General features: G+C 66.2%; 17 protein-coding genes. 9 read left to right on the plus strand and 8 right to left on the minus strand.

The annotated features are described in order from the left end of the window. Nucleotides 1–24 precede the first annotated feature (24 nt). The 4 genes from RT456_RS08915 to RT456_RS08930 form a co-directional block, all read right to left on the minus strand. Complete coding sequence (locus tag RT456_RS08915) at nucleotides 25–603, minus strand: aminodeoxychorismate/anthranilate synthase component II (protein ID WP_313345335.1); 579 nt, start codon at nucleotides 601–603, stop codon at nucleotides 25–27. A 2-nt stretch (nucleotides 604–605) separates the two neighbouring features. Further along, nucleotides 606–1,400: an SIMPL domain-containing protein gene (locus tag RT456_RS08920; RefSeq protein WP_313345611.1), complete on the minus strand. Its 795-nt coding sequence runs from the start codon at nucleotides 1,398–1,400 to the stop codon at nucleotides 606–608. A 60-nt stretch (nucleotides 1,401–1,460) separates the two neighbouring features. Beyond that, nucleotides 1,461–2,936, minus strand: a complete 1,476-nt coding sequence (gene trpE / locus RT456_RS08925; RefSeq protein ID WP_313345337.1) for an anthranilate synthase component I — start codon at nucleotides 2,934–2,936, stop codon at nucleotides 1,461–1,463. Between the two features lie 210 nt (nucleotides 2,937–3,146). Beyond that, the gene (locus RT456_RS08930; RefSeq protein ID WP_313345340.1) at nucleotides 3,147–5,549 is read right to left on the minus strand and encodes an XVIPCD domain-containing protein; all 2,403 of its coding nucleotides are present in this window, start codon (nucleotides 5,547–5,549) and stop codon (nucleotides 3,147–3,149) included. Between the two features lie 111 nt (nucleotides 5,550–5,660). Between RT456_RS08930 and RT456_RS08935 the strand changes: the two genes are divergently transcribed. Continuing rightward, nucleotides 5,661–6,527, plus strand: coding sequence for an ankyrin repeat domain-containing protein (locus RT456_RS08935; RefSeq protein WP_313345342.1), 867 nt, complete (start codon nucleotides 5,661–5,663; stop codon nucleotides 6,525–6,527). A gap of 70 nt (nucleotides 6,528–6,597) precedes the next feature. Here RT456_RS08935 and yegS read toward each other — a convergent pair whose 3' ends face one another. The 4 genes from yegS to RT456_RS08955 form a co-directional block, all read right to left on the minus strand. Continuing rightward, nucleotides 6,598–7,524 (minus strand): lipid kinase YegS, encoded by a 927-nt coding sequence (gene yegS / locus RT456_RS08940; protein WP_313345345.1) that lies wholly within the window; start codon nucleotides 7,522–7,524, stop codon nucleotides 6,598–6,600. Nucleotides 7,525–7,742: 218 nt separating this feature from the next. Beyond that, a complete protein-coding gene (locus RT456_RS08945) occupies nucleotides 7,743–8,234 on the minus strand; it encodes a GNAT family N-acetyltransferase (protein ID WP_313345347.1) in 492 nt (163 codons plus the stop codon). Nucleotides 8,235–8,236: 2 nt separating this feature from the next. Next, complete coding sequence (gene rpe / locus RT456_RS08950) at nucleotides 8,237–8,914, minus strand: ribulose-phosphate 3-epimerase (RefSeq protein WP_068854293.1); 678 nt, start codon at nucleotides 8,912–8,914, stop codon at nucleotides 8,237–8,239. A 39-nt stretch (nucleotides 8,915–8,953) separates the two neighbouring features. Beyond that, nucleotides 8,954–9,283 (minus strand): DnaJ domain-containing protein, encoded by a 330-nt coding sequence (locus RT456_RS08955; protein WP_313345351.1) that lies wholly within the window; start codon nucleotides 9,281–9,283, stop codon nucleotides 8,954–8,956. A 143-nt stretch (nucleotides 9,284–9,426) separates the two neighbouring features. On the opposite strand from RT456_RS08955, the gene RT456_RS08960 reads away from it, so the two are divergent. From RT456_RS08960 to RT456_RS08995, 8 genes are all read left to right on the plus strand, one after another. Then, nucleotides 9,427–10,353, plus strand: a complete 927-nt coding sequence (locus RT456_RS08960) for a phosphoribosylaminoimidazolesuccinocarboxamide synthase (RefSeq protein ID WP_313345353.1) — start codon at nucleotides 9,427–9,429, stop codon at nucleotides 10,351–10,353. A 275-nt stretch (nucleotides 10,354–10,628) separates the two neighbouring features. Then, on the plus strand, nucleotides 10,629–11,114 hold the full coding sequence (locus RT456_RS08965; RefSeq protein WP_313345356.1) for an Mpo1-like protein: 486 nt from the start codon (nucleotides 10,629–10,631) through the stop codon (nucleotides 11,112–11,114). Between the two features lie 375 nt (nucleotides 11,115–11,489). Further along, complete coding sequence (locus RT456_RS08970; protein WP_313345359.1) at nucleotides 11,490–14,318, plus strand: monovalent cation/H+ antiporter subunit A; 2,829 nt, start codon at nucleotides 11,490–11,492, stop codon at nucleotides 14,316–14,318. Next, entirely contained in the window at nucleotides 14,318–14,704 is a 387-nt protein-coding gene (locus RT456_RS08975; protein WP_313345361.1) for a Na+/H+ antiporter subunit C, read from the plus strand. Before RT456_RS08970 ends, RT456_RS08975 begins: the two co-directional genes overlap by 1 nt. Further along, nucleotides 14,701–16,236, plus strand: coding sequence for a monovalent cation/H+ antiporter subunit D (locus tag RT456_RS08980; RefSeq protein WP_313345363.1), 1,536 nt, complete (start codon nucleotides 14,701–14,703; stop codon nucleotides 16,234–16,236). Before RT456_RS08975 ends, RT456_RS08980 begins: the two co-directional genes overlap by 4 nt. Continuing rightward, nucleotides 16,233–16,739, plus strand: coding sequence for a Na+/H+ antiporter subunit E (locus tag RT456_RS08985; RefSeq protein ID WP_313345365.1), 507 nt, complete (start codon nucleotides 16,233–16,235; stop codon nucleotides 16,737–16,739). Before RT456_RS08980 ends, RT456_RS08985 begins: the two co-directional genes overlap by 4 nt. After that, entirely contained in the window at nucleotides 16,736–17,020 is a 285-nt protein-coding gene (locus RT456_RS08990; RefSeq protein WP_068854300.1) for a K+/H+ antiporter subunit F, read from the plus strand. Before RT456_RS08985 ends, RT456_RS08990 begins: the two co-directional genes overlap by 4 nt. After that, nucleotides 17,017–17,448, plus strand: a complete 432-nt coding sequence (locus tag RT456_RS08995) for a Na+/H+ antiporter subunit G (RefSeq protein ID WP_313345368.1) — start codon at nucleotides 17,017–17,019, stop codon at nucleotides 17,446–17,448. Before RT456_RS08990 ends, RT456_RS08995 begins: the two co-directional genes overlap by 4 nt. Nucleotides 17,449–17,468 lie beyond the last annotated feature (20 nt).

The raw sequence follows: 17,468 nt of genomic DNA on the forward strand, positions 1-17,468 counted from the left end.
CCTTTGCGGTGCGGGTGCGGCGCTTCAGCGCTGCAGGAAGTTCTTCAGCAGGGCGTGGCCGTGCTCGGTGAGGATCGATTCGGGGTGGAACTGCACGCCTTCGACCGGATGCTCGCGATGACGCAGCCCCATGATCTCCTCGACGGTGCCGTCCTCGTTCTCGGTCCAGGCGGTGACTTCCAGGCACGCGGGCAGCGTGCTCTTGTCCACCACCAGCGAGTGGTAACGGGTGGCCTGGTAGCGGTCCGGCAGGCCCGCGAACACACCCTTGCCTTCGTGCCGGATAGAGGAGGTCTTGCCGTGCATGATGGTGCCCGCGCGGATCACATCGCCGCCGTAGACCTGGCCGATGCCCTGGTGGCCGAGGCACACGCCGAGGATGGGCGTGGTCGGGCCGAGGCGCTGGATCAGCTCCAGCGACACGCCCGCTTCGTTGGGCGTGCACGGGCCGGGCGAGATCACGATGCGCTCGGGCGCGAGCGCGGCGATCTCATCGACGCTCAACGCGTCGTTGCGCACCACCTTCACGTCAGCACCCAGCGTCTGCAGGTACTGCACGAGGTTGTAAGTAAAGCTGTCGTAGTTGTCGAGCATCAACAACATGATCAGGATCCGTCTTTGATGAGGAAAATGGCGTACACGTTTTCGGTGTACGTGATGGGGGCGGCGGCAAGCAACTCGCCCACCGTGGACGGTGCTCCGGCGCGGGAGCCGGTGACCTGCACGCGATCCAGCGCGCGGCCCTCGGCATAGTCCTCACGGTCCGGTGCGCCGGGCGACGTCGGCCAGGTGCCGGCCTGGACACCGTAAGCGAAGCTCGGCGCCACGTCGGAAATGCTGTACAGCCCGGTGATCCGCGCGCCATAGGCCTCGGCGAGACCCTTCGCCGAAGCACGCGTCTGTGCTGCCGCTTCCGCCTTCAGCTCGGCACGCAGGCGGGCTGCGCCCGAGTAGGTCGGCGTTGCGGTGCTCACCTGCACTTCGCGGCTGGCTTTCAGTCCGCCGAGAAAAGCCTGCAGGGCCTGGGCGGTCGGGAACGCGGCTTCCAGGTCACGGCTTACGGCCGTGCCTTCAAAAACGTCCTTGCCGTCGTCGTAGCGCGTGGACGGCTCGATGCTGAGATTGTCAGCGCGCACCGTATCGGCAATGGCGCCATGCTGGGCAAACAGCTGCATCACCCGCTCGCTGTTGGCCTGCACGCGCTTTCTGGCGATGTCCGTCTGCATGTCCACCGACTCCAGCGCAATCTTCACCACGAAGCGGTCTGGCAGTACGGTGCGGCTGGCGTTCCCCTTGACCAGCAGATGCGGTTCGGACGGAACGGTATTGGCCTGCGCCCACACATTCGGGGCCGCAACGGCCAGCGTGGACGACAACAGCAGTGCGCTCAGCAGCTTCATGCAGTATTCCCTGTCAATGGTTGCAGCGGACGCCGTGGTGCTGGCCACGGCACGGAAGAATCACAGGCCCTTGGCGGCCTGCGCGACGGCGCGGAACAGCGCACGCCCCTTGTTCATGGTCTCGTCCCATTCCTTGCCCGGGTCCGAGTCGTAAACAATGCCGGCGCCGGCCTGCACGTGCAGGCGGCCATCCTTGATCACCGCGGTGCGGATCGCGATCGCGGTGTCGGCGTCGCCGTGCCAACCGATGTAGCCGATGCTGCCGGCATACACGTTGCGCTTGATCGGCTCCAGTTCGCGGACCACTTCCAGCGCGCGGATCTTCGGCGCGCCGCTGACCGTGCCGGCCGGGAACGTCGCGCGCAGCACGTCTGCATAGCTCAGGCCCGGCTGCAGCTGGCCGGTCACTTCGCTCACGATGTGCATGACATGACTGTAGCGTTCGATCACGAACTGCTCGCCCACTTCGACGGTGCCGGCCTTGGAGACACGACCGGCATCGTTGCGGCCCAGGTCGATCAGCATCAGGTGCTCGGCACGCTCCTTCGGATCGGCCAGCAGTTCGGCTTCCAGCGCATTGTCCTCTTCCACCGTCGCACCGCGCGGGCGGGTGCCGGCGATCGGGCGCACGGTCACTTCGCCGTCCTGCAGACGCACCAGGATTTCCGGCGAGGAGCCGACCACCTGCACGTCGCCGGTATCGAGGAAGTACATGTACGGCGAGGGATTCAACGCGCGCAGCGCACGGTACACGTCAACCGGCCGCGCCTTGAACGGCACGCTCAGGCGCTGGCTCAGCACCACCTGGAAGATGTCACCGGCGCGGATGTATTCCTTTGACTTGTCGACCGCGGCAATGAAGCCTTCGCGGGTGAAGCCCGACACGAAGTCGTTCTCGTCCAGCACGTCGCGGGTGATCGGCGCCGGATAGCCCGCGCCCGGGGCGCGCAGCTTGGCCACCAGGCCGTCCAGCCGCGCCTGCGCCTCGTCCCATGCGCCGGTCTGGCTGGGGTCGGCATGCACGATCAGGTACAGCCGACCTTTGAGGTTGTCGAACACCGCCAGTTCTTCGGAGTGCAGCAGCAGGATGTCCGGGGTACCCAGCTCATCGCGGCCACGTGGCGGTGCCAGGCGCGGTTCGATATAGCCGATGCACTCGAACCCGAACCAGCCCACCAGCCCACCGGTGAAGCCCGGCAGGCCCGCCAGTTTGGGGACCGAGTGGGCGCTGCGCAGCGCCTCGACCTCGGTGAACGGATCGGCCACCTCGCGGGTTTCCCCCGTCTGGCCGGACTCGCTGATGGTCAGGGTGTGGCCGTGGAAGGCGTACACCCGGCGCGCCGGCAGGCCGATGATGGAATAGCGCCCGAAGCGTTCGCCGCCTTCGACCGATTCAAACAGATAGGTATGCGGGCCGTCGGCGAGCTTCAGATAGACCGAAAGCGGCGTGTCCAGGTCGGACAGCACTTCGCGGACGACGGGGATGCGGGTGTGGCCTTCAGCGGCCTGCTGCTGGAACTGCTCGAACGTGATCAAGACGACTTTCCTTCCGGGAAACGGCGGTGGCGGGACGGACGACGGCAACAGGCCACCATCGCCACCAACGGCGAGCGGAAGAAAGGGTATGCGGGGTCGTCAGAATGGACACCCGGCGACTGTACCGCATTGGCGGCACCGGATGGAACCCGCCCGTGCGGGGCAAACCTGGCCCTGCCGGCGGTTCAGCCACCAACAGAGCCAGAGGCGTCAGCCCATGCGGCGCGCGGCCTGCTGCTCCTGCTCACGCTGTTCGGCGCCCAGGTCGGCCACCAGTGCCGGCGCCGCCGCAGTGCGCTCCTGCTGCCGGCTGACCTCGGCCACCTGCTCGGTGCTCACGCTGAGCGGCTGCTGGCGGCCGGCCAGCACGTCCACCTGTGCCAGGTGGCGGTGCACGGAGGTGAGGTCTTGGGTATCGACCGCGAACACGCGGGTGCGGTCCTCGCTGAGCACCACCCGCTCGATGCTTTCCAGGCCTTCCTGCTTGGCCTTGGCCGCCAGCGCACCGGCCAGCTGGTCGCTCTGCAGGTCGGGCACGCGGTTGTGGGCGGCATCGATGCCGTGCACGCCGGACTGGGCGCCCTGGAAAAGATGGTAGTGCCGGTGGCCCGGGTCGTTGATGCCGAGCACCAGCGTGGACGGCTCGGCAGCGATGGCCGCGTGCTTCTCCGCCGGCTGCTGGATGCGTTCGTGCTGTTCCAGCAGTTTCCGGGCCTGGGCTTCCTGTTTGATCAGTTCCGCATCAAGACTGGGGATGACGGTATCGCCCATGCCATGGCGGGCCGCCGATTCGCCGAAGGAAGGGCTGAGCTCGTCGATCAAGCGCGCCGACCTGGCGAGGTTTGAGAGGTTGTGCAGCGCTACCGGTGGCGGACCCGCCGGCACGTGCGTGGCCGCCGCCGTGGTGAGGCCTGCCCCTACTCCGCCCACCGTAGCGAAGACCGCCGGCGCGTGCGAGGTGATCCCCTTCACATGGGACGCGGCCAGATCGTAACCGCTGTCCACATAGGCCCCGGCGGTGGCAAACCCGTTCTGCAGCTTGCCCGCCACCCACTGACCATTGTGGCCGATCGCGGCGGCGCTTCTGTCGCCTACCGCTCGAATACCGTCTGCGTCGGACTGCGCGTGGCGGGTGGCGCCTTGCGCCCGGTGTTCGCCGTCGTTGCGGGTGCGCTCGGCCTCCTTGGCCAGACGCTCGGACACGCTGTCCAGGCCGACCTTGTCAGTGATCCACGACAGTGCCGACATGCCACCCGAGCGCGCCTGCGATTCGGCCCGATGCAGGGTGGCTTCGATGCTGCCGGTCAGCTCGCGTCCGGACGCGATCACGGTGGTACTGGCCTTGGTGCCGACCTGCAGGGTGGCAGAGCCGAAGTTCACCACCTGGCCAATCGCCATGCCCTCAGTCTTGAGCACGACCTCGGCACCATCGCCCACCCTGTCAAGCACGTGCGCGCCGGCGGCACCCACCCGCTCGACCTGTTCGCCGATGATGCGGCCACCGCGCATGCCGTAGCCCGTGGCATGCAGCGCATGTGACAGCGGGCCGGCCAGCTCGGCCACCTGGCTGGGTGGCGCCACGTTCGGGCGGTCGATGATTCCGTGGTTCTTGTCGTTCTTGTCGACCATCTTGGCGTCCAGCAACAGCTCCAGCTTGCCTGCCGCCACGGGAAAGTCCCGCAGCGCCTCCTGCCCAGACTTGGTTGCCAGCTGTTCGACGAACTGCGCGGCCGAGGTCTGCGCGCCGGCCGGCATCATCTCGCGCAGCTTGTCGCCGACGAGCTTCTGCATGGCCGGTTCTTTCAGCAACATGCCCATTTCATTGGCGAGCACACCGTAGCCCCGGCGCTGCTCGTCGCTGAGTTTCTGCATGCCGTTCTGTACGTCATTCAACACCTCGCCAGCGGTCTGGTAGGTGTGCACGGTCTGCTGCGGATTGAAGGTGGGTAGACCGCTTTCTTTGGCGAAACGCGCGGGCGTGTCGGGATGCAGGCCTGCGGCGTTGAAGGTCGTGGCACGGGCACCCGTGACGGCGGAAGCGGCGGAAGCCATGCCGCCACCGAGGGAGTGGCCGGCGATTTCGAAGCTGCCGCCGATTTCCGCTTTCAATCGGGTTGCAAGCAGCATGGCGCGGTCGTAGTAATCACTACGCATTCCGATGCCCTGCTGCCCATTATTGAGGAAGTCTTCACCGCCTGATTCACGTCTCCCGCCCGGCGCAAGGGGATCAACGATCTGGCCTGTTGATCCCTTGTAGACAACGACAGGCTTTGCATCCTCACCAAAGACACGCTTATCAGGAAGATAGATTTCAGCCCGAAAACCTGACTGCGGAGGCTCCAACATATCCCGCAACTCATCGTCAGACATGTTGATTCCAGCAGCACGCATCGCCTCTGGATCCGTACTTGCACGCGTCCAACCGGCCGGCGGCTCGCCGTCATGATTTGCCGATTTATAGACATCCGCGGCAAGACCAGACATCTCGCGCGCGTGATAGGTTTCCTGAAGCCGATTTGCTTCGTCGTCGTTGCCGTTTTCACGCAACTGTTGGACGAGAAGGTTCTGTTCCTGGATGGCGCGGGCACGCGCCTCGATATCGGGACCACTCATGGCAAGCTCCATTGCACAGTGAAGGCGCGTCCCCCCGAGCCGCGCTGCTTATCGAATAGCAGAACACTTTGCTAATGTCACGTCTTCCGGGGGCTCAACATCAGGACGATCATGCGCATCAGTCTTCACAATACGATGACAAATGCCCTTCTAAGCGCGATGTGGATCACACTTTTTATGGTCAATGGGTGTGCCGCATCATCTTCACATGGCGCAGGTGACTACTTCGACGGAAATGCATTGCAACTGGCTATCGCGACGGAGAACGGTGACGCCACAGCGATCACACACTGGATCAAGGATAAAGGTGTCGATCCCGACAAAAGCTTTGCACGTCGCGACGGCATCCCTCTGATTGCATGGCCGCTGCGGGCGCAGAACCTCGAAGGACTGCGCGCATTGCTGGAAAATGGCGCAGATCCCAATGTGCGGGAGTTCAAAGAGGTTGATGGGCGCAGGCTTGGCTTCAACAACGCGATGGTCTATGCAGCCAAGATGGAGGACCCTCGATTTCTCGAGCTTCTACTCAAGCACGGCGGCGATCCCAACACGCGCAGCTCCGCACGAGAGACATTGATGTATGTGGCGTTCCTAAGCGGAAATCAGTGGAAGAACGTTCAGCTTCTTGCGGAAAATGGCGCCAACGTCAATGAGCCGAATCTGGGTTCGGCTGACACCATACTGAGCCTGTACACCAGCCGGGGCGGCTTCAACTACGCCTACTGGCTGCTGGAACACGGCGCGGACCCGACGATAAAGACGAAAATACTTACTGGTTCGGGCGAGGCGCCCCCCATGCGTATGGTCGACGACATCTATTGGGAGGTCACCACGCCAGACCTTCTTCCATGGCAGAAGAAATGCCAGCAATGGCTGATCGCGCGAAACATCCCGCGTCCGCCGATGCCTGAGCACATCCGAAAGAAGCGCGAAGCCTTTGGATTCCCCACCAAAGAAGAAGACATCCCGCTGCTGTGAGGCAGCCGGGCAGGGCCCGGCTCTACGATCGAAGGGGTGCGCCGGGGCGCCCCTCGATAACCGCCCGGCGTTACCGCAGCAGCGCGCTGCCCAGCGGCAGATGCATGCGCAGGCGCGCCGCCACGCAGTCGATGCGGAAGCGGCGCGCGCGTACCGGTTCGCCGTCCAGGTTCAGTGTCACCGGCTCATCCGCCTCGATCTCCACCCACGGCGCGCGCGTGCGCTCGGCCACCTGCTCCAGCGCGCCCGCCTTGCCACCCTTCACCAGTGCGGCGAGGGTCGAGGCCACTTCGCCGCTCAGTTCGGGGATGACGGTGACGTCCAGCAGGCCGTCGTCGACCAGCGCCTCCGGGCACAACACCTGCCCGCCACCGGCCTGGCGCCCGTTGCCGATGCCCAGCGCGATGAAGCCGCCTTCCCACTGGAAGTCGGGGGTGCGCAGCCGCGCCCGGATGGGGTCGATCCGGCCCAGCCGCGAGATGCCGGTGAGCAGATAGGCCAGGCCACCCAACACCTTCTTCAGGCCTTCGTCGGTCTCCACCGTCACCTCCGTGCCGAAGCCACCGCTGGCGACGTTGGCGCACCACCACAATTCACCATCGGCCTCGATGCGCAGCAGGTCGAGCGCGCAGGCCGGCTGGGCCTGGATCATCAGCAGCGCCTGCAACGGATCGTCCGGGATGCCCGCCGCCGTGGCGAAGTCGTTGGCCGTGCCCAGCGGCACCAGTCCGAGCGTGGGCAGCGCCTCGGCGGCCTCATCGCGATGCGCCAGGGTTTCCGCCACCTCGCTCAGGGTGCCGTCGCCGCCGGCGGCGATGATGGTGTCCACGCCGTGTTCAATGGCCTCGGCCACGTACCGCTCGGCGTCGCCGTCTTCCCAGGTGACCCGCACCTCCAGGGTCACTCCTTCCTCGCGAAGGGCATGGACGGCGTCCCGCAGCTCGTCATTGCCGGTGGACTTGCCGTTGAGGATCAGACGCCAGCAGGGACCACTCATGCAGCACTTCCACGGTAGGGGGAGGCGCAGGCTAGCAGTGCGGTGTTTCAGGCGCGGTGAACGTCATCAAACGGTCACCGACCGTGCGGAGAATGGGAGTCCATAGCAAGGACGATGGATGGAGGCAGGATCAGCCTCCCGCTCTTCCCAGGGCCGCATCCGCAAGGGTGCGGTCTTTTTTTATCCGTGAACGTGGCGCATCGACCAACGGGCGATACCTACCGGGGCTGCGCGAACGTCTTCAGTGCTTCGCCTTCCAACCGGTACACCGTCCACTCGCTCTGCGGCTTGGCGCCCGCCGCTTCGTAGAACTTGATGGCCGGCTCGTTCCAGTCCAGCACCGACCATTCGAAACGGCCACAGCCTTCGGCCACGGCGATGCGCGCGATGTGCTGCAGCAGCGCCTTGCCGGCGCCGCTGCCGCGCTGGGCCGGGCTGACGTACAGGTCTTCCAGGTAGATGCCGTTGCGGCCCAGCCAGGTGGAATAGTTGTAGAAGTACACCGCGTACCCAATGGCCTGGCCATCGGCTTCGCAGACCAGCGCGCGGGCCTTGGCGCCTTCCCCGAACAGGCTGTGGCGAATGCCCGCCTCGTCGGTCTGCACCGACGATTCCGCCTTCTCATAGATGGCCAGCTCACGGATGAAACGCAGGATCAGCGCGGCATCGTCAGCGGTGGCGTCGCGGATCTGCACGCTGGGCGCGCCCATGCTCAGCCCCGCGCCTTGGCGACGTTGTGGCGCATCTGGTCGATCACGTCCTTGTAGCTGATCGGCGCATTGAAGATGGCCGAGCCGGCCACGAAGGCGTCGGCACCGGCGGCGGCGATCGCGCCGATGTTGTCGGCCTTGACCCCGCCATCAATCTCCAGGCGCACGTCGCGGCCGCTGGCATCGATCTTCTGGCGCACCACGCGCAGCTTGTCCAGCGCCGAGGGAATGAACGCCTGGCCGCCGAAGCCCGGGTTGACCGACATCAGCAGCACCAGGTCCAGGTCATCCAGCACCCAGTCCAGGATGTCCACCGGGGTGCCCGGGTTGAGCACCAGGCCCGGCTTGCAGCCCAGCGAGCGGATCAGCTGGATGGTGCGGTGGACGTGGCGGCTGGCCTCCGGGTGGAAGCTGATGTAGGTCGCGCCTGCCTCGGCGAAGTCCGGAATGATGCGGTCCACCGGCTCCACCATCAGGTGCACGTCGATCGGCGCGGTCACGCCGTGCTTGCGCAGCGCCTGGCAGACCATCGGGCCGATGGTCAGGTTCGGCACGTAATGGTTGTCCATCACGTCGAAGTGCACCCAGTCGGCGCCGGCGGCAAGCACGTTGTCCACTTCCTCGCCGAGGCGGGCGAAGTTCGCGGACAGGATGGAGGGGGCGATGATGCAGTTGGACATGGCCGGTGCCTTGAGGACGTAGAGAGGGGCCGCGCGCGCTCAGCGCTTGCGCAGGGTCTTGATGCGGTCGTAGGCGGCATTGAGCTGGCGCGACTTGCGCTCGGCCTGCTGGCGCAGCTCCGGGGCGGCGCCGACGACCTTGTCGGGGTGGTACTGGGACATCAGCCGGCGGTAGGCCAGGTCGACCTCGGCGTCGGTCGCCTCGGAGGTCAGCCCCAGGTCCCGGTAGGGGTTCTCCCTGTTCAGGCGGAACCAGTCGGCATCGAAGGCATGCCCGATCAGCAGGCCGATGGCGGCCCCGAACAGCGGATTGGGCCTGAAAAGCAGGGCGCCAGCGATGAATCCGAGCAGTTTTCCGTACCAGCGCATGGGGGTCTGGGCGGCCGTGGCAACAAAGGGTCTTCATTTTACGTCACAGCGGGCCCAACCCGCTTTACACTAGGCCGCCCGCTGTCTCTGCGGGCCCTCCGGGTGCCCTGGACAGCTGTCTCGACGAAGCCTCAGGAGTGCCCGTGCCGACCACGTTGTTGCAATCCGATCTCCCCGGCCTGCCCTTGCGCCATCGCGGCAAGGTGCGTGATGTTTTCGACATTCCGCGCGAACGGCTGCCCGCCGGCACTCCGCCGGGGGACTACCTGCTGATGGTCGCTACCGACCGTCTGTCGGCCTTCGACGTGGTGCTTCCCGATCCGATTCCGGGCAAGGGCGAAATGCTCTGCCAGGTGTCGAACTTCTGGTTCGCCAAGACCGCGCACCTGATGCCCAATCACCTGACCGGCATCGACGTCGCCAGCGTGCTGCCCGAGGGCGTGGACACGGCGCTGTATGCCAAGCGCGCGGTGGTCACCCGCAAGCTCAAGCCGGTACCGGTCGAGGCGATCGCCCGCGGTTACCTGATTGGCAGCGGCTGGAAGGACTACCAGCGCACCGGCAAGGTCAGCGGGATTGAACTGCCCGACGGCCTGCGCCAGGCCGAGCGGCTGCCCGAACCGATTTTCACCCCCTCGACCAAGGCCGCCGTGGGCGACCATGACGAGAACATCGACTTCGATGCGATGGTGAAGGCGGTCGGTGCGGACCTGGCCGAGCGCGTGCGCGACGCCACGCTGCGCATCTATGCGTTCGCCGCCGACTACGCGCGTGAGCGCGGCATCATCCTGGCCGACACCAAGTTCGAGTTTGGTACCGATGCCGATGGCCGCCTGTACATCATGGACGAGATGCTCACGCCGGATTCCTCGCGTTACTGGCCGGCCGACGAGTACGAGGTGGGCACCAGCCCGCCGAGTTACGACAAGCAGTTCGTGCGTGATTACCTGGAGACGCTGGACTGGGGCAAGACCGCCCCGGGCCCAAGCATCCCGGCGGAGATCATTGAACGCACCCGCGCCAAGTACGCCGAGGCGCTGCAGCGTCTGGCGGGAATCTCGGTCGATTGATGGATGCCCCCGCCGCCTTGCAGGTGGCGGGGGAACCGCGGAGGTGTGGGGCCTGTGGGTCCGGGGCCTGTGGGTTCGGGGCCTGTGGGTTCGGGCCGGTAGAGCTGACTGTTAGTCAGCTGCGGCGCGCAGCGCCGCGTTTTGGGTCATCGCGTAAGGCAGCGGACTAACAGTCCGCTCTACACAGTCCGCTCTACCCCGTCAGCTGCGGGGCGCAGCGCTGCGTTTGGGGCCCTCGCGCTGCGGGAGTATCCTGTGCCCACTCCGGAGGCTCAATGTCCACGACGACCCAGCTTGTGCGGCCCATCGACCGCTACTTTGCCAGCTACTCTGATGACCACCGCAATGCACTCAACCAGCGCATCCATGTGGTGGCCGTACCGGCGATCCTGTGGTCGGTGGTGGCCCTGCTGTGGTGCCTGCCGCCGCTGATCACCTGGTTCCAGAACGGTATCTGGGCCGCCTTCGCGATGTTCACCGCTTGGAGCTTCTACAACCGGCTGTCGCGGCCGCTGGGCATCGGCATGCTGGTGATGTTCTTCGTGTTCGGCTGCCTGTGCCGCCTGCTGGAGGCCGAAATCGGGCTGCAGCACCTGCTGTGGGTGGCGATCGGCGTGTTCGTCGTGGCCTGGATCGCGCAGTTCATCGGGCACAAGTACGAAGGCCGCAAGCCCAGCTTCCTGACCGACCTGACGTATCTGCTGATCGGCCCCGCCTGGGTCCTGGCCAAACTGTACCGCCGGCTCGACTGGCGCTATTGAGCATCCAGGCCGGGCCTCCCTCCGGCGATGCGGCGTCAAACCTGAACGAGATGGATGCTCACTGAGGCTGCACACCCCGGCCTCCAGCATCGTCGTGCACGGCCCTTCCTGCCCGCAGTCCATTCATGCTGCAGCCAGCTCCAATGGCCTTTCAGGCCCTGCGGTTGCTGGGTGCGGCCGGTTTCAGGCACCACATCCGGCAAAGTCGCGCCGAGGCTTCCATACGGCACGCACAGCTGCCGAATGGGGCCGTTTTTTGCCCAGAAAAAATGAATCACGCACGTTGCATGCAATTGGTGGCGTAATCGGGTGTATCGGCGACAAATGCCTGCCTGTTAGACTAAACGGCCTGCTCGTGAATCCCGCATTCCCTGCATGAATCCAAGCCTGCTCCTGCTGCTCGCCCTGCCCTTCCTGTTGGCAGCGGCGGTCGCCATCTTCCGCCGCAGTTCCCGCGCGACCGCCGCATGGCTGGCCGCCGCTGCCCCCGTGGGCGGGCTGGTGCTGCTGGCGACGATGACCCCCGACATCCTCAACGGCGGGGTCGTGCGCAGCTTCGGCGAATGGCTCCCGCAGATCGGGCTGGCCTTCTCATTGCGCCTGGACGGCCTGGCCTGGATGTTTGCCGGCATGGTGCTGGCCATCGGTGCGCTGGTGGTGATGTATGCGCATTACTACCTGAGCCCACGCGACAGCGCCCACCGCTTCTACTGTTACCTGCTGCTGTTCATGGGCGCCATGCTGGGCATGGTGCTCTCGGGCAACCTGTTGCTGCTGATGGTGTTCTGGGAAATGACCAGCATCAGCTCATTCCTGCTGATCGGCTTCTGGTCGCACCGCCAGGACGCGCGCGAAGGTGCGCGGATGGCGCTGGTGGTCACCGGCGGCGGCGGCCTGGCCCTGCTCGGCGGCGTGCTGCTGATCGGCCGCATCGTGGGCAGCTTCGAGCTGGACGTGGTGCTGGCCGCCGGCGATGTCATCCGCGCCCATGCGCTGTATCCGTGGGCGCTGTTCCTGGTCCTGGCGGGCATCTTCACCAAGAGCGCGCAGTTCCCCTTCCACTTCTGGCTGCCGCAGGCGATGGCCGCGCCCACCCCGGTGTCGGCGTACCTGCATTCGGCCACCATGGTGAAGGCCGGTGTGTTCCTCCTGGCGCGGCTGCACCCGGCGCTGGCCGGCAGCGAGCTGTTCTTCTACACGGTCAGCGGGATCGGCGCGCTCACCCTGCTGATCGGGGCGTGGAACGCGATCTTCCAGCATGACCTGAAAGGCCTGCTGGCCTACTCGACGATCTCCCACCTGGGCCTGATCACCCTGCTGTTCGGCTTGTCCACGCCGATGGCGGTGGTGGCCGGCGTGTTCCACATCCTCAACCACGCCACCTTCAAGGCCTCGTTGTTCATGGCCGCGGGCATCATCGACCACGAGACCGGCACCCGCGACATGCGCAAGCTCGGCGGCCTGCGCCGGTTGATGCCCTTCACCAGCGCACTGGCGATCATCGCCTCGCTGGCCATGGCCGGCATTCCGCTGCTCAACGGCTTCCTGTCCAAGGAGATGCTGTTCGCCGAGGCGATCACCGCGCAGGGCCCCGAGCCGATGCGCATCGCGGTGTCCATTGCCGCGCTGCTGGCCGGCGTGTTCGGCGTGGCCTACAGCCTGCGCTTCGTGCACGACACCTTCTTCGGCAAGGGACCACACGACCTGGACCGCGTGCCGCATGAGCCGCCGCGCTTCATGAAGGTGCCGGTGGAAATCCTGGTGGTGGTCTGCGTGGCGGTGGGCGTTGCCCCGGCGATCACCATCGCGCCGGTGCTGCACGCGGCCGCGTCGTCGATCCTCGGCCCGGCCATGCCGGCCTACAGCCTGTCGATCTGGCACGGTTTCAACCTGCCGCTGGCGATGAGCCTGGCCGGCGTGCTGGGCGGCATCGCCCTGTACTTCGGCCTGCGCAGGCTGATCAACCTGCACGCGGTGGTCACCCGCACCATCGGGCGCAACATTTTCCACAAACAGCTGGACCTGGTGTTCGGCTTCGCCCATCGGCTCACCCAAGGGCTGGCCAACGGCAGCCTGCAGCGCATGCTGATGGCGCTGGTGGTGGTGGCGATCGTGGTCGCGGCGGCACCGTTCGTGGCCAACCCGGTCTCGCCCAACTGGCCCTCGCCACAGCCGATTCCGCTGCTGGGCTGGGCACTGTGGCTGGTCATGATGAGCTGCGCGCTGGGCGCGCTGTTCGTCTACCGGCAGCGTCTGCTGGCGGTGCTGGTGGTGGGCGGCGTGGGGCTGATGGTGTCGCTGACGTTCGTGTTCCTGTCCGCGCCCGACCTGGCCCTGACCCAGTTGCTGGTGGAAATGGTCACGCTGGTCCTGATGCTGCTCGGCATGAACTACCTGCCGGTGCAGTCGCCGCCGGAGAAGTCGCGCTGGCGCAAGCGCCGCGACGCGCTGATCGCGGTGATCGGCGGCGGCGGTCTGGCCGCGATGGCATACAGCGCGATGACCCTGCCGCCCAACACCATGGCCGGTGAGATGCTCGCCCGGGCGCTGCCCGAGGCGTATGGCGAGAATGTGGTCAACGTCATCCTGGTCGACTTCCGCGGCTTCGATACCTTCGGCGAGATCACCGTGTTCGGCATCGCCGCGCTGGTGGTGCACGCCATGCTGCGGCGTTCGCGCATGGCACCGGAGCAGATCATGCCGGGACCCCCGATCAAGCTGCCGGTGCCGGCCGACCTGGCCCAGATCATGTTCCCGCTGACGCTTACCGTCTCGATCTTCCTGTTCCTGCGCGGCCACAACGCGCCCGGTGGCGGCTTCATCGCCGGCCTGGTGCTGGCCGTACCGCTGCTGATCCAGTACGTCATCCAGGGCACCACATCGGTGGAGTCGCGCTTCGGCTTCGACTATATCCGCTGCATCGGTGCCGGCCTGCTGATCGCCATCGTGAGCGGCAGCGCGTCGATGCTGTTCGGCGTGCCGTTCCTCACCAGCGGGCATCTGGATCTCGAGCTGCCGCTGATCGGCACGGTGCCGTTGGCCAGCGCGATCGGGTTCGATACCGGCGTGTACCTGGTGGTGTTCGGCGGCGCGATGCTGATGCTGTCGATGATGGGCACGATCAAGCCTTCGCGCACCCGCAATGCCCGCAAGGGAGAGATCGATCCCAACCGTCGTTCGGCACGTACCGGGGAGATGCACTGATGGAACTGGCCCTGGCAAGCGCGATCGGCGTACTGAGCGCCATCGGCATCTACCTGCTGCTGCGCGCGCGCAGTTTCGACGTCATTCTCGGCATGACCTTCCTGTCCTACGCCACCAACCTGCTGATCTTCGCGGGTGGCCGGCTGGTCAGCGGCAAGGCGCCGGTGTTGAAGGAAGGCCTGGACTACCACCTGGGCAACTACACCGATCCGCTGCCGCAGGCGCTGGTACTGACTGCGATCGTGATCGCATTCGCCATGACCGCGGTGAGCATCGTGCTGGCCATGCGCAGCCGCAGCGACAACCACAGCGACCACGTCGACGCGCATGAGGAAGAGCCCACCGGGACGCCCGACACCGCACCTGGCCGGGAGGGCGGCGCATGAACCATGCGGTGATCCTGCCCATCCTGATTCCGCTGTTCGGTGCCGCGTGTTCCCTGTTCGTCGAACACCGCCGCTACGGGCCCACCGTGCAGCGCAGCGTGGCGTGGACCACGCTGGCCGCCCTGGCCGCCGCGGTGGGGCTGCTGTTCGCACAGACCGCCGATGGCACCATCGCGGTGTACCTGCTGGGTGACTGGCCCTCGCGCCTGGGCATCGCGCTGGTGGGCGACCGCCTGTCCAGCTGGATGCTGCTGACCACCCTGCTGCTGGCCATCCCCTGCCTGCTGCATGCGTGCTCGGGCTGGGACCGCCGCGCGCCGCACTTCCACGCCCTGTTCCAGTTCCAGCTGGTCGGGCTCAACGGTGCCTTCCTGACGGGCGACATCTTCAACCTGTTCGTGTTCTTCGAGGTGATGCTGATCGCCTCGTACGGCCTGCTGCTTAGCGGCGGGCGTGGGCTGCGCATGCGCATCGGCCTGCACTACGTGGTGTTCAACGTCACCGCCTCGACCCTGTTCCTGATCGCGCTGGGCCTGCTGTATGCCTCGCTCGGCTCGTTGAACATGGCCGAGCTGTCCCAGCGCATCGCCGAGGTGCCCGCCAGCCACCTGACCCTGGTCAAGGCCACGCTGGGCCTGCTGTTGCTGGTGTTCTGCAGCAAGGCGGCCTTGATGCCGCTGTATCTATGGCTGCCCGAGGCCTATGCGCGCGCACCTGCGGCGGTGGCCGCGCTGTTCGCGATCATGACCAAGGTCGGCCTGTATGCGGTGCTGCGCGTCAGCACGCTGTGGTTCGGCGAGGATGCCGGCCCGATGGCCGGCTACGGCAGCACGTGGCTGCTGTGGGCGGGCATCGCCACGCTGGTGCTCGGCGGGCTGGGCGTCCTGGCCGCCGCGCGCCTGCGCGTGCTGATCTCCTATCTGGTGGTGGTGTCGGCGGCAACGTTGTTCATCGCCTTCTCGATCCGCACCCCGCAGGTGCTGTCGGCCGGCCTGTACTACCTGCCGCACAGCACGTTCGTGGCGGCCGCGCTGTTCCTGGTGGCCGACCTGATCCGTCGCCGTCGTGGCGGCGCCAGCGACCGCAAGGAAATCATCGCGCCGATGCCGGGCAAGGAAACGCCGGCGGTGCTGTTCCTGATCGGCGCGGTCTCGGTGGCCGGCCTGCCGCCGCTGTCCGGCTTCCTGGCCAAGGCCGCGCTGTTGGCCGGCATGCCCGCCCCGTACACCGGCGTGGTCTGGGCCGCGGTGCTCGGCAGCAGCCTGATGGTGATCGTGGGCATCACCCGCGGTGGCATCCGTCTGTTCTGGCGGGTCCCGGTGGTGGAGGAAGGCGTGCCGCCGCCGCGCAAGGCGCCCACGCGCACCGTTGAGCTGTTCGCCGCCGCGCTGCTGCTCTGCTACGGCATCGGCATGAGCGTGTTCGCCAATCCGTTGATGCAGTACACCGACGCCATGGCCACCCAGCTGCTGCAGCCCCACGAGTACGTGGGTGAGCTGCGCGCGACCACGCCGGAGATCCGCAACCCATGACGCGCCGACGCTCCCTGTACCGCCGCGTGTTCCCCTCGCCGTCGCTGAGCGTGATGGTGATGGGGTTCTGGGTGCTGATGTCCGACAGCTTCACGCTGGGCCAGATCCTGCTGGGCATGGTGCTGGGCGTGGCGGTGCCGCTGTTCGCCGCGCGGCTGGACCGCGAGTTCGCGCGCATCGGCTCGCTGCGCCCCGTGCCCAAGCTGATCTGCGTGACGCTGTGGGACATCCTGGTGTCCAACATCCGCGTCGCCATCCAGGTGCTGGGCCCGGAGCGGCGCATCCACCCCGGCTTCATCTGGTTGCCGCTGGACATCGCCAACATCCACGGCATTGCCGCGCTCACCAGCATGATCACCCTGACCCCGGGCACGGTGTCGGCCGCGCTGTCCGACGATCGCCGCTATCTGCTGGTGCACGTGCTGCACCTGGATGATCCGGACGCGCTCATCCGGCAGATCAAGCACCGCTACGAAGCCCCGCTGATGGAGATTTTCCCATGACCGGTTTCACGTTCATCCAGACCACCATGGCCGTGTGCATGCATGTGGTCGGCCTGGCGATGCTGCTGGCCACCTGGCGCCTGCTGCGTGGCCCCACGGTTCCGGATCGCATCCTGGCGCTGGACACGCTGTCGGTGACGGCCATCGCCGAGCTGATGCTGTTCGGCATGTACCTCAATTCGGCGGTGTATTTCGAAGCGGCGCTGGTGATTGCGATGCTGGGCTTCGGCAGCACGGTGGTGCTGAGCAAGTTCGTGCTGCGCCGGGACATCGTCGAATGATCACCTTCATCCAGATCGTGCTGTCGCTGCTGCTGCTGTTTGGCTGCTTCTTCATCCTGGTCGGCGCGCTCGGCCTGGTGAAGCTGTCCACGTTCTTCAAGCGCCTGCACGCGCCGACCAAGGCCAGCACGCTGGGCGTGGGCTGCGTGCTGCTGGGCTCGGTCTGCTACCACATCTTCCTGGGCGAGGACCCGCAGCCGCGCGAGCTGCTGATCACGGTATTCCTGTTCATCACCGCACCGATCAGCGCCCACATGATGGCCAAGGCCGCGCTGTCGCTGATGATGGAGAAGCGCCCGACGCTGCCGGGGCATGAGACCGCGAAGGAAGAGCAGCTGCCGCCGCCTCGCCCGCGCAATGAGAACGAAGAGCGCCCTTCCGACGAACGCGTCGCCACGCGTCCGGATCCCACCGCGCCCACGGAATAAAAGCTCTAATAATTCCGGTA

Source organism: Stenotrophomonas sp., assembly GCF_032099025.1.
Taxonomy (GTDB): domain Bacteria; phylum Pseudomonadota; class Gammaproteobacteria; order Xanthomonadales; family Xanthomonadaceae; genus Stenotrophomonas.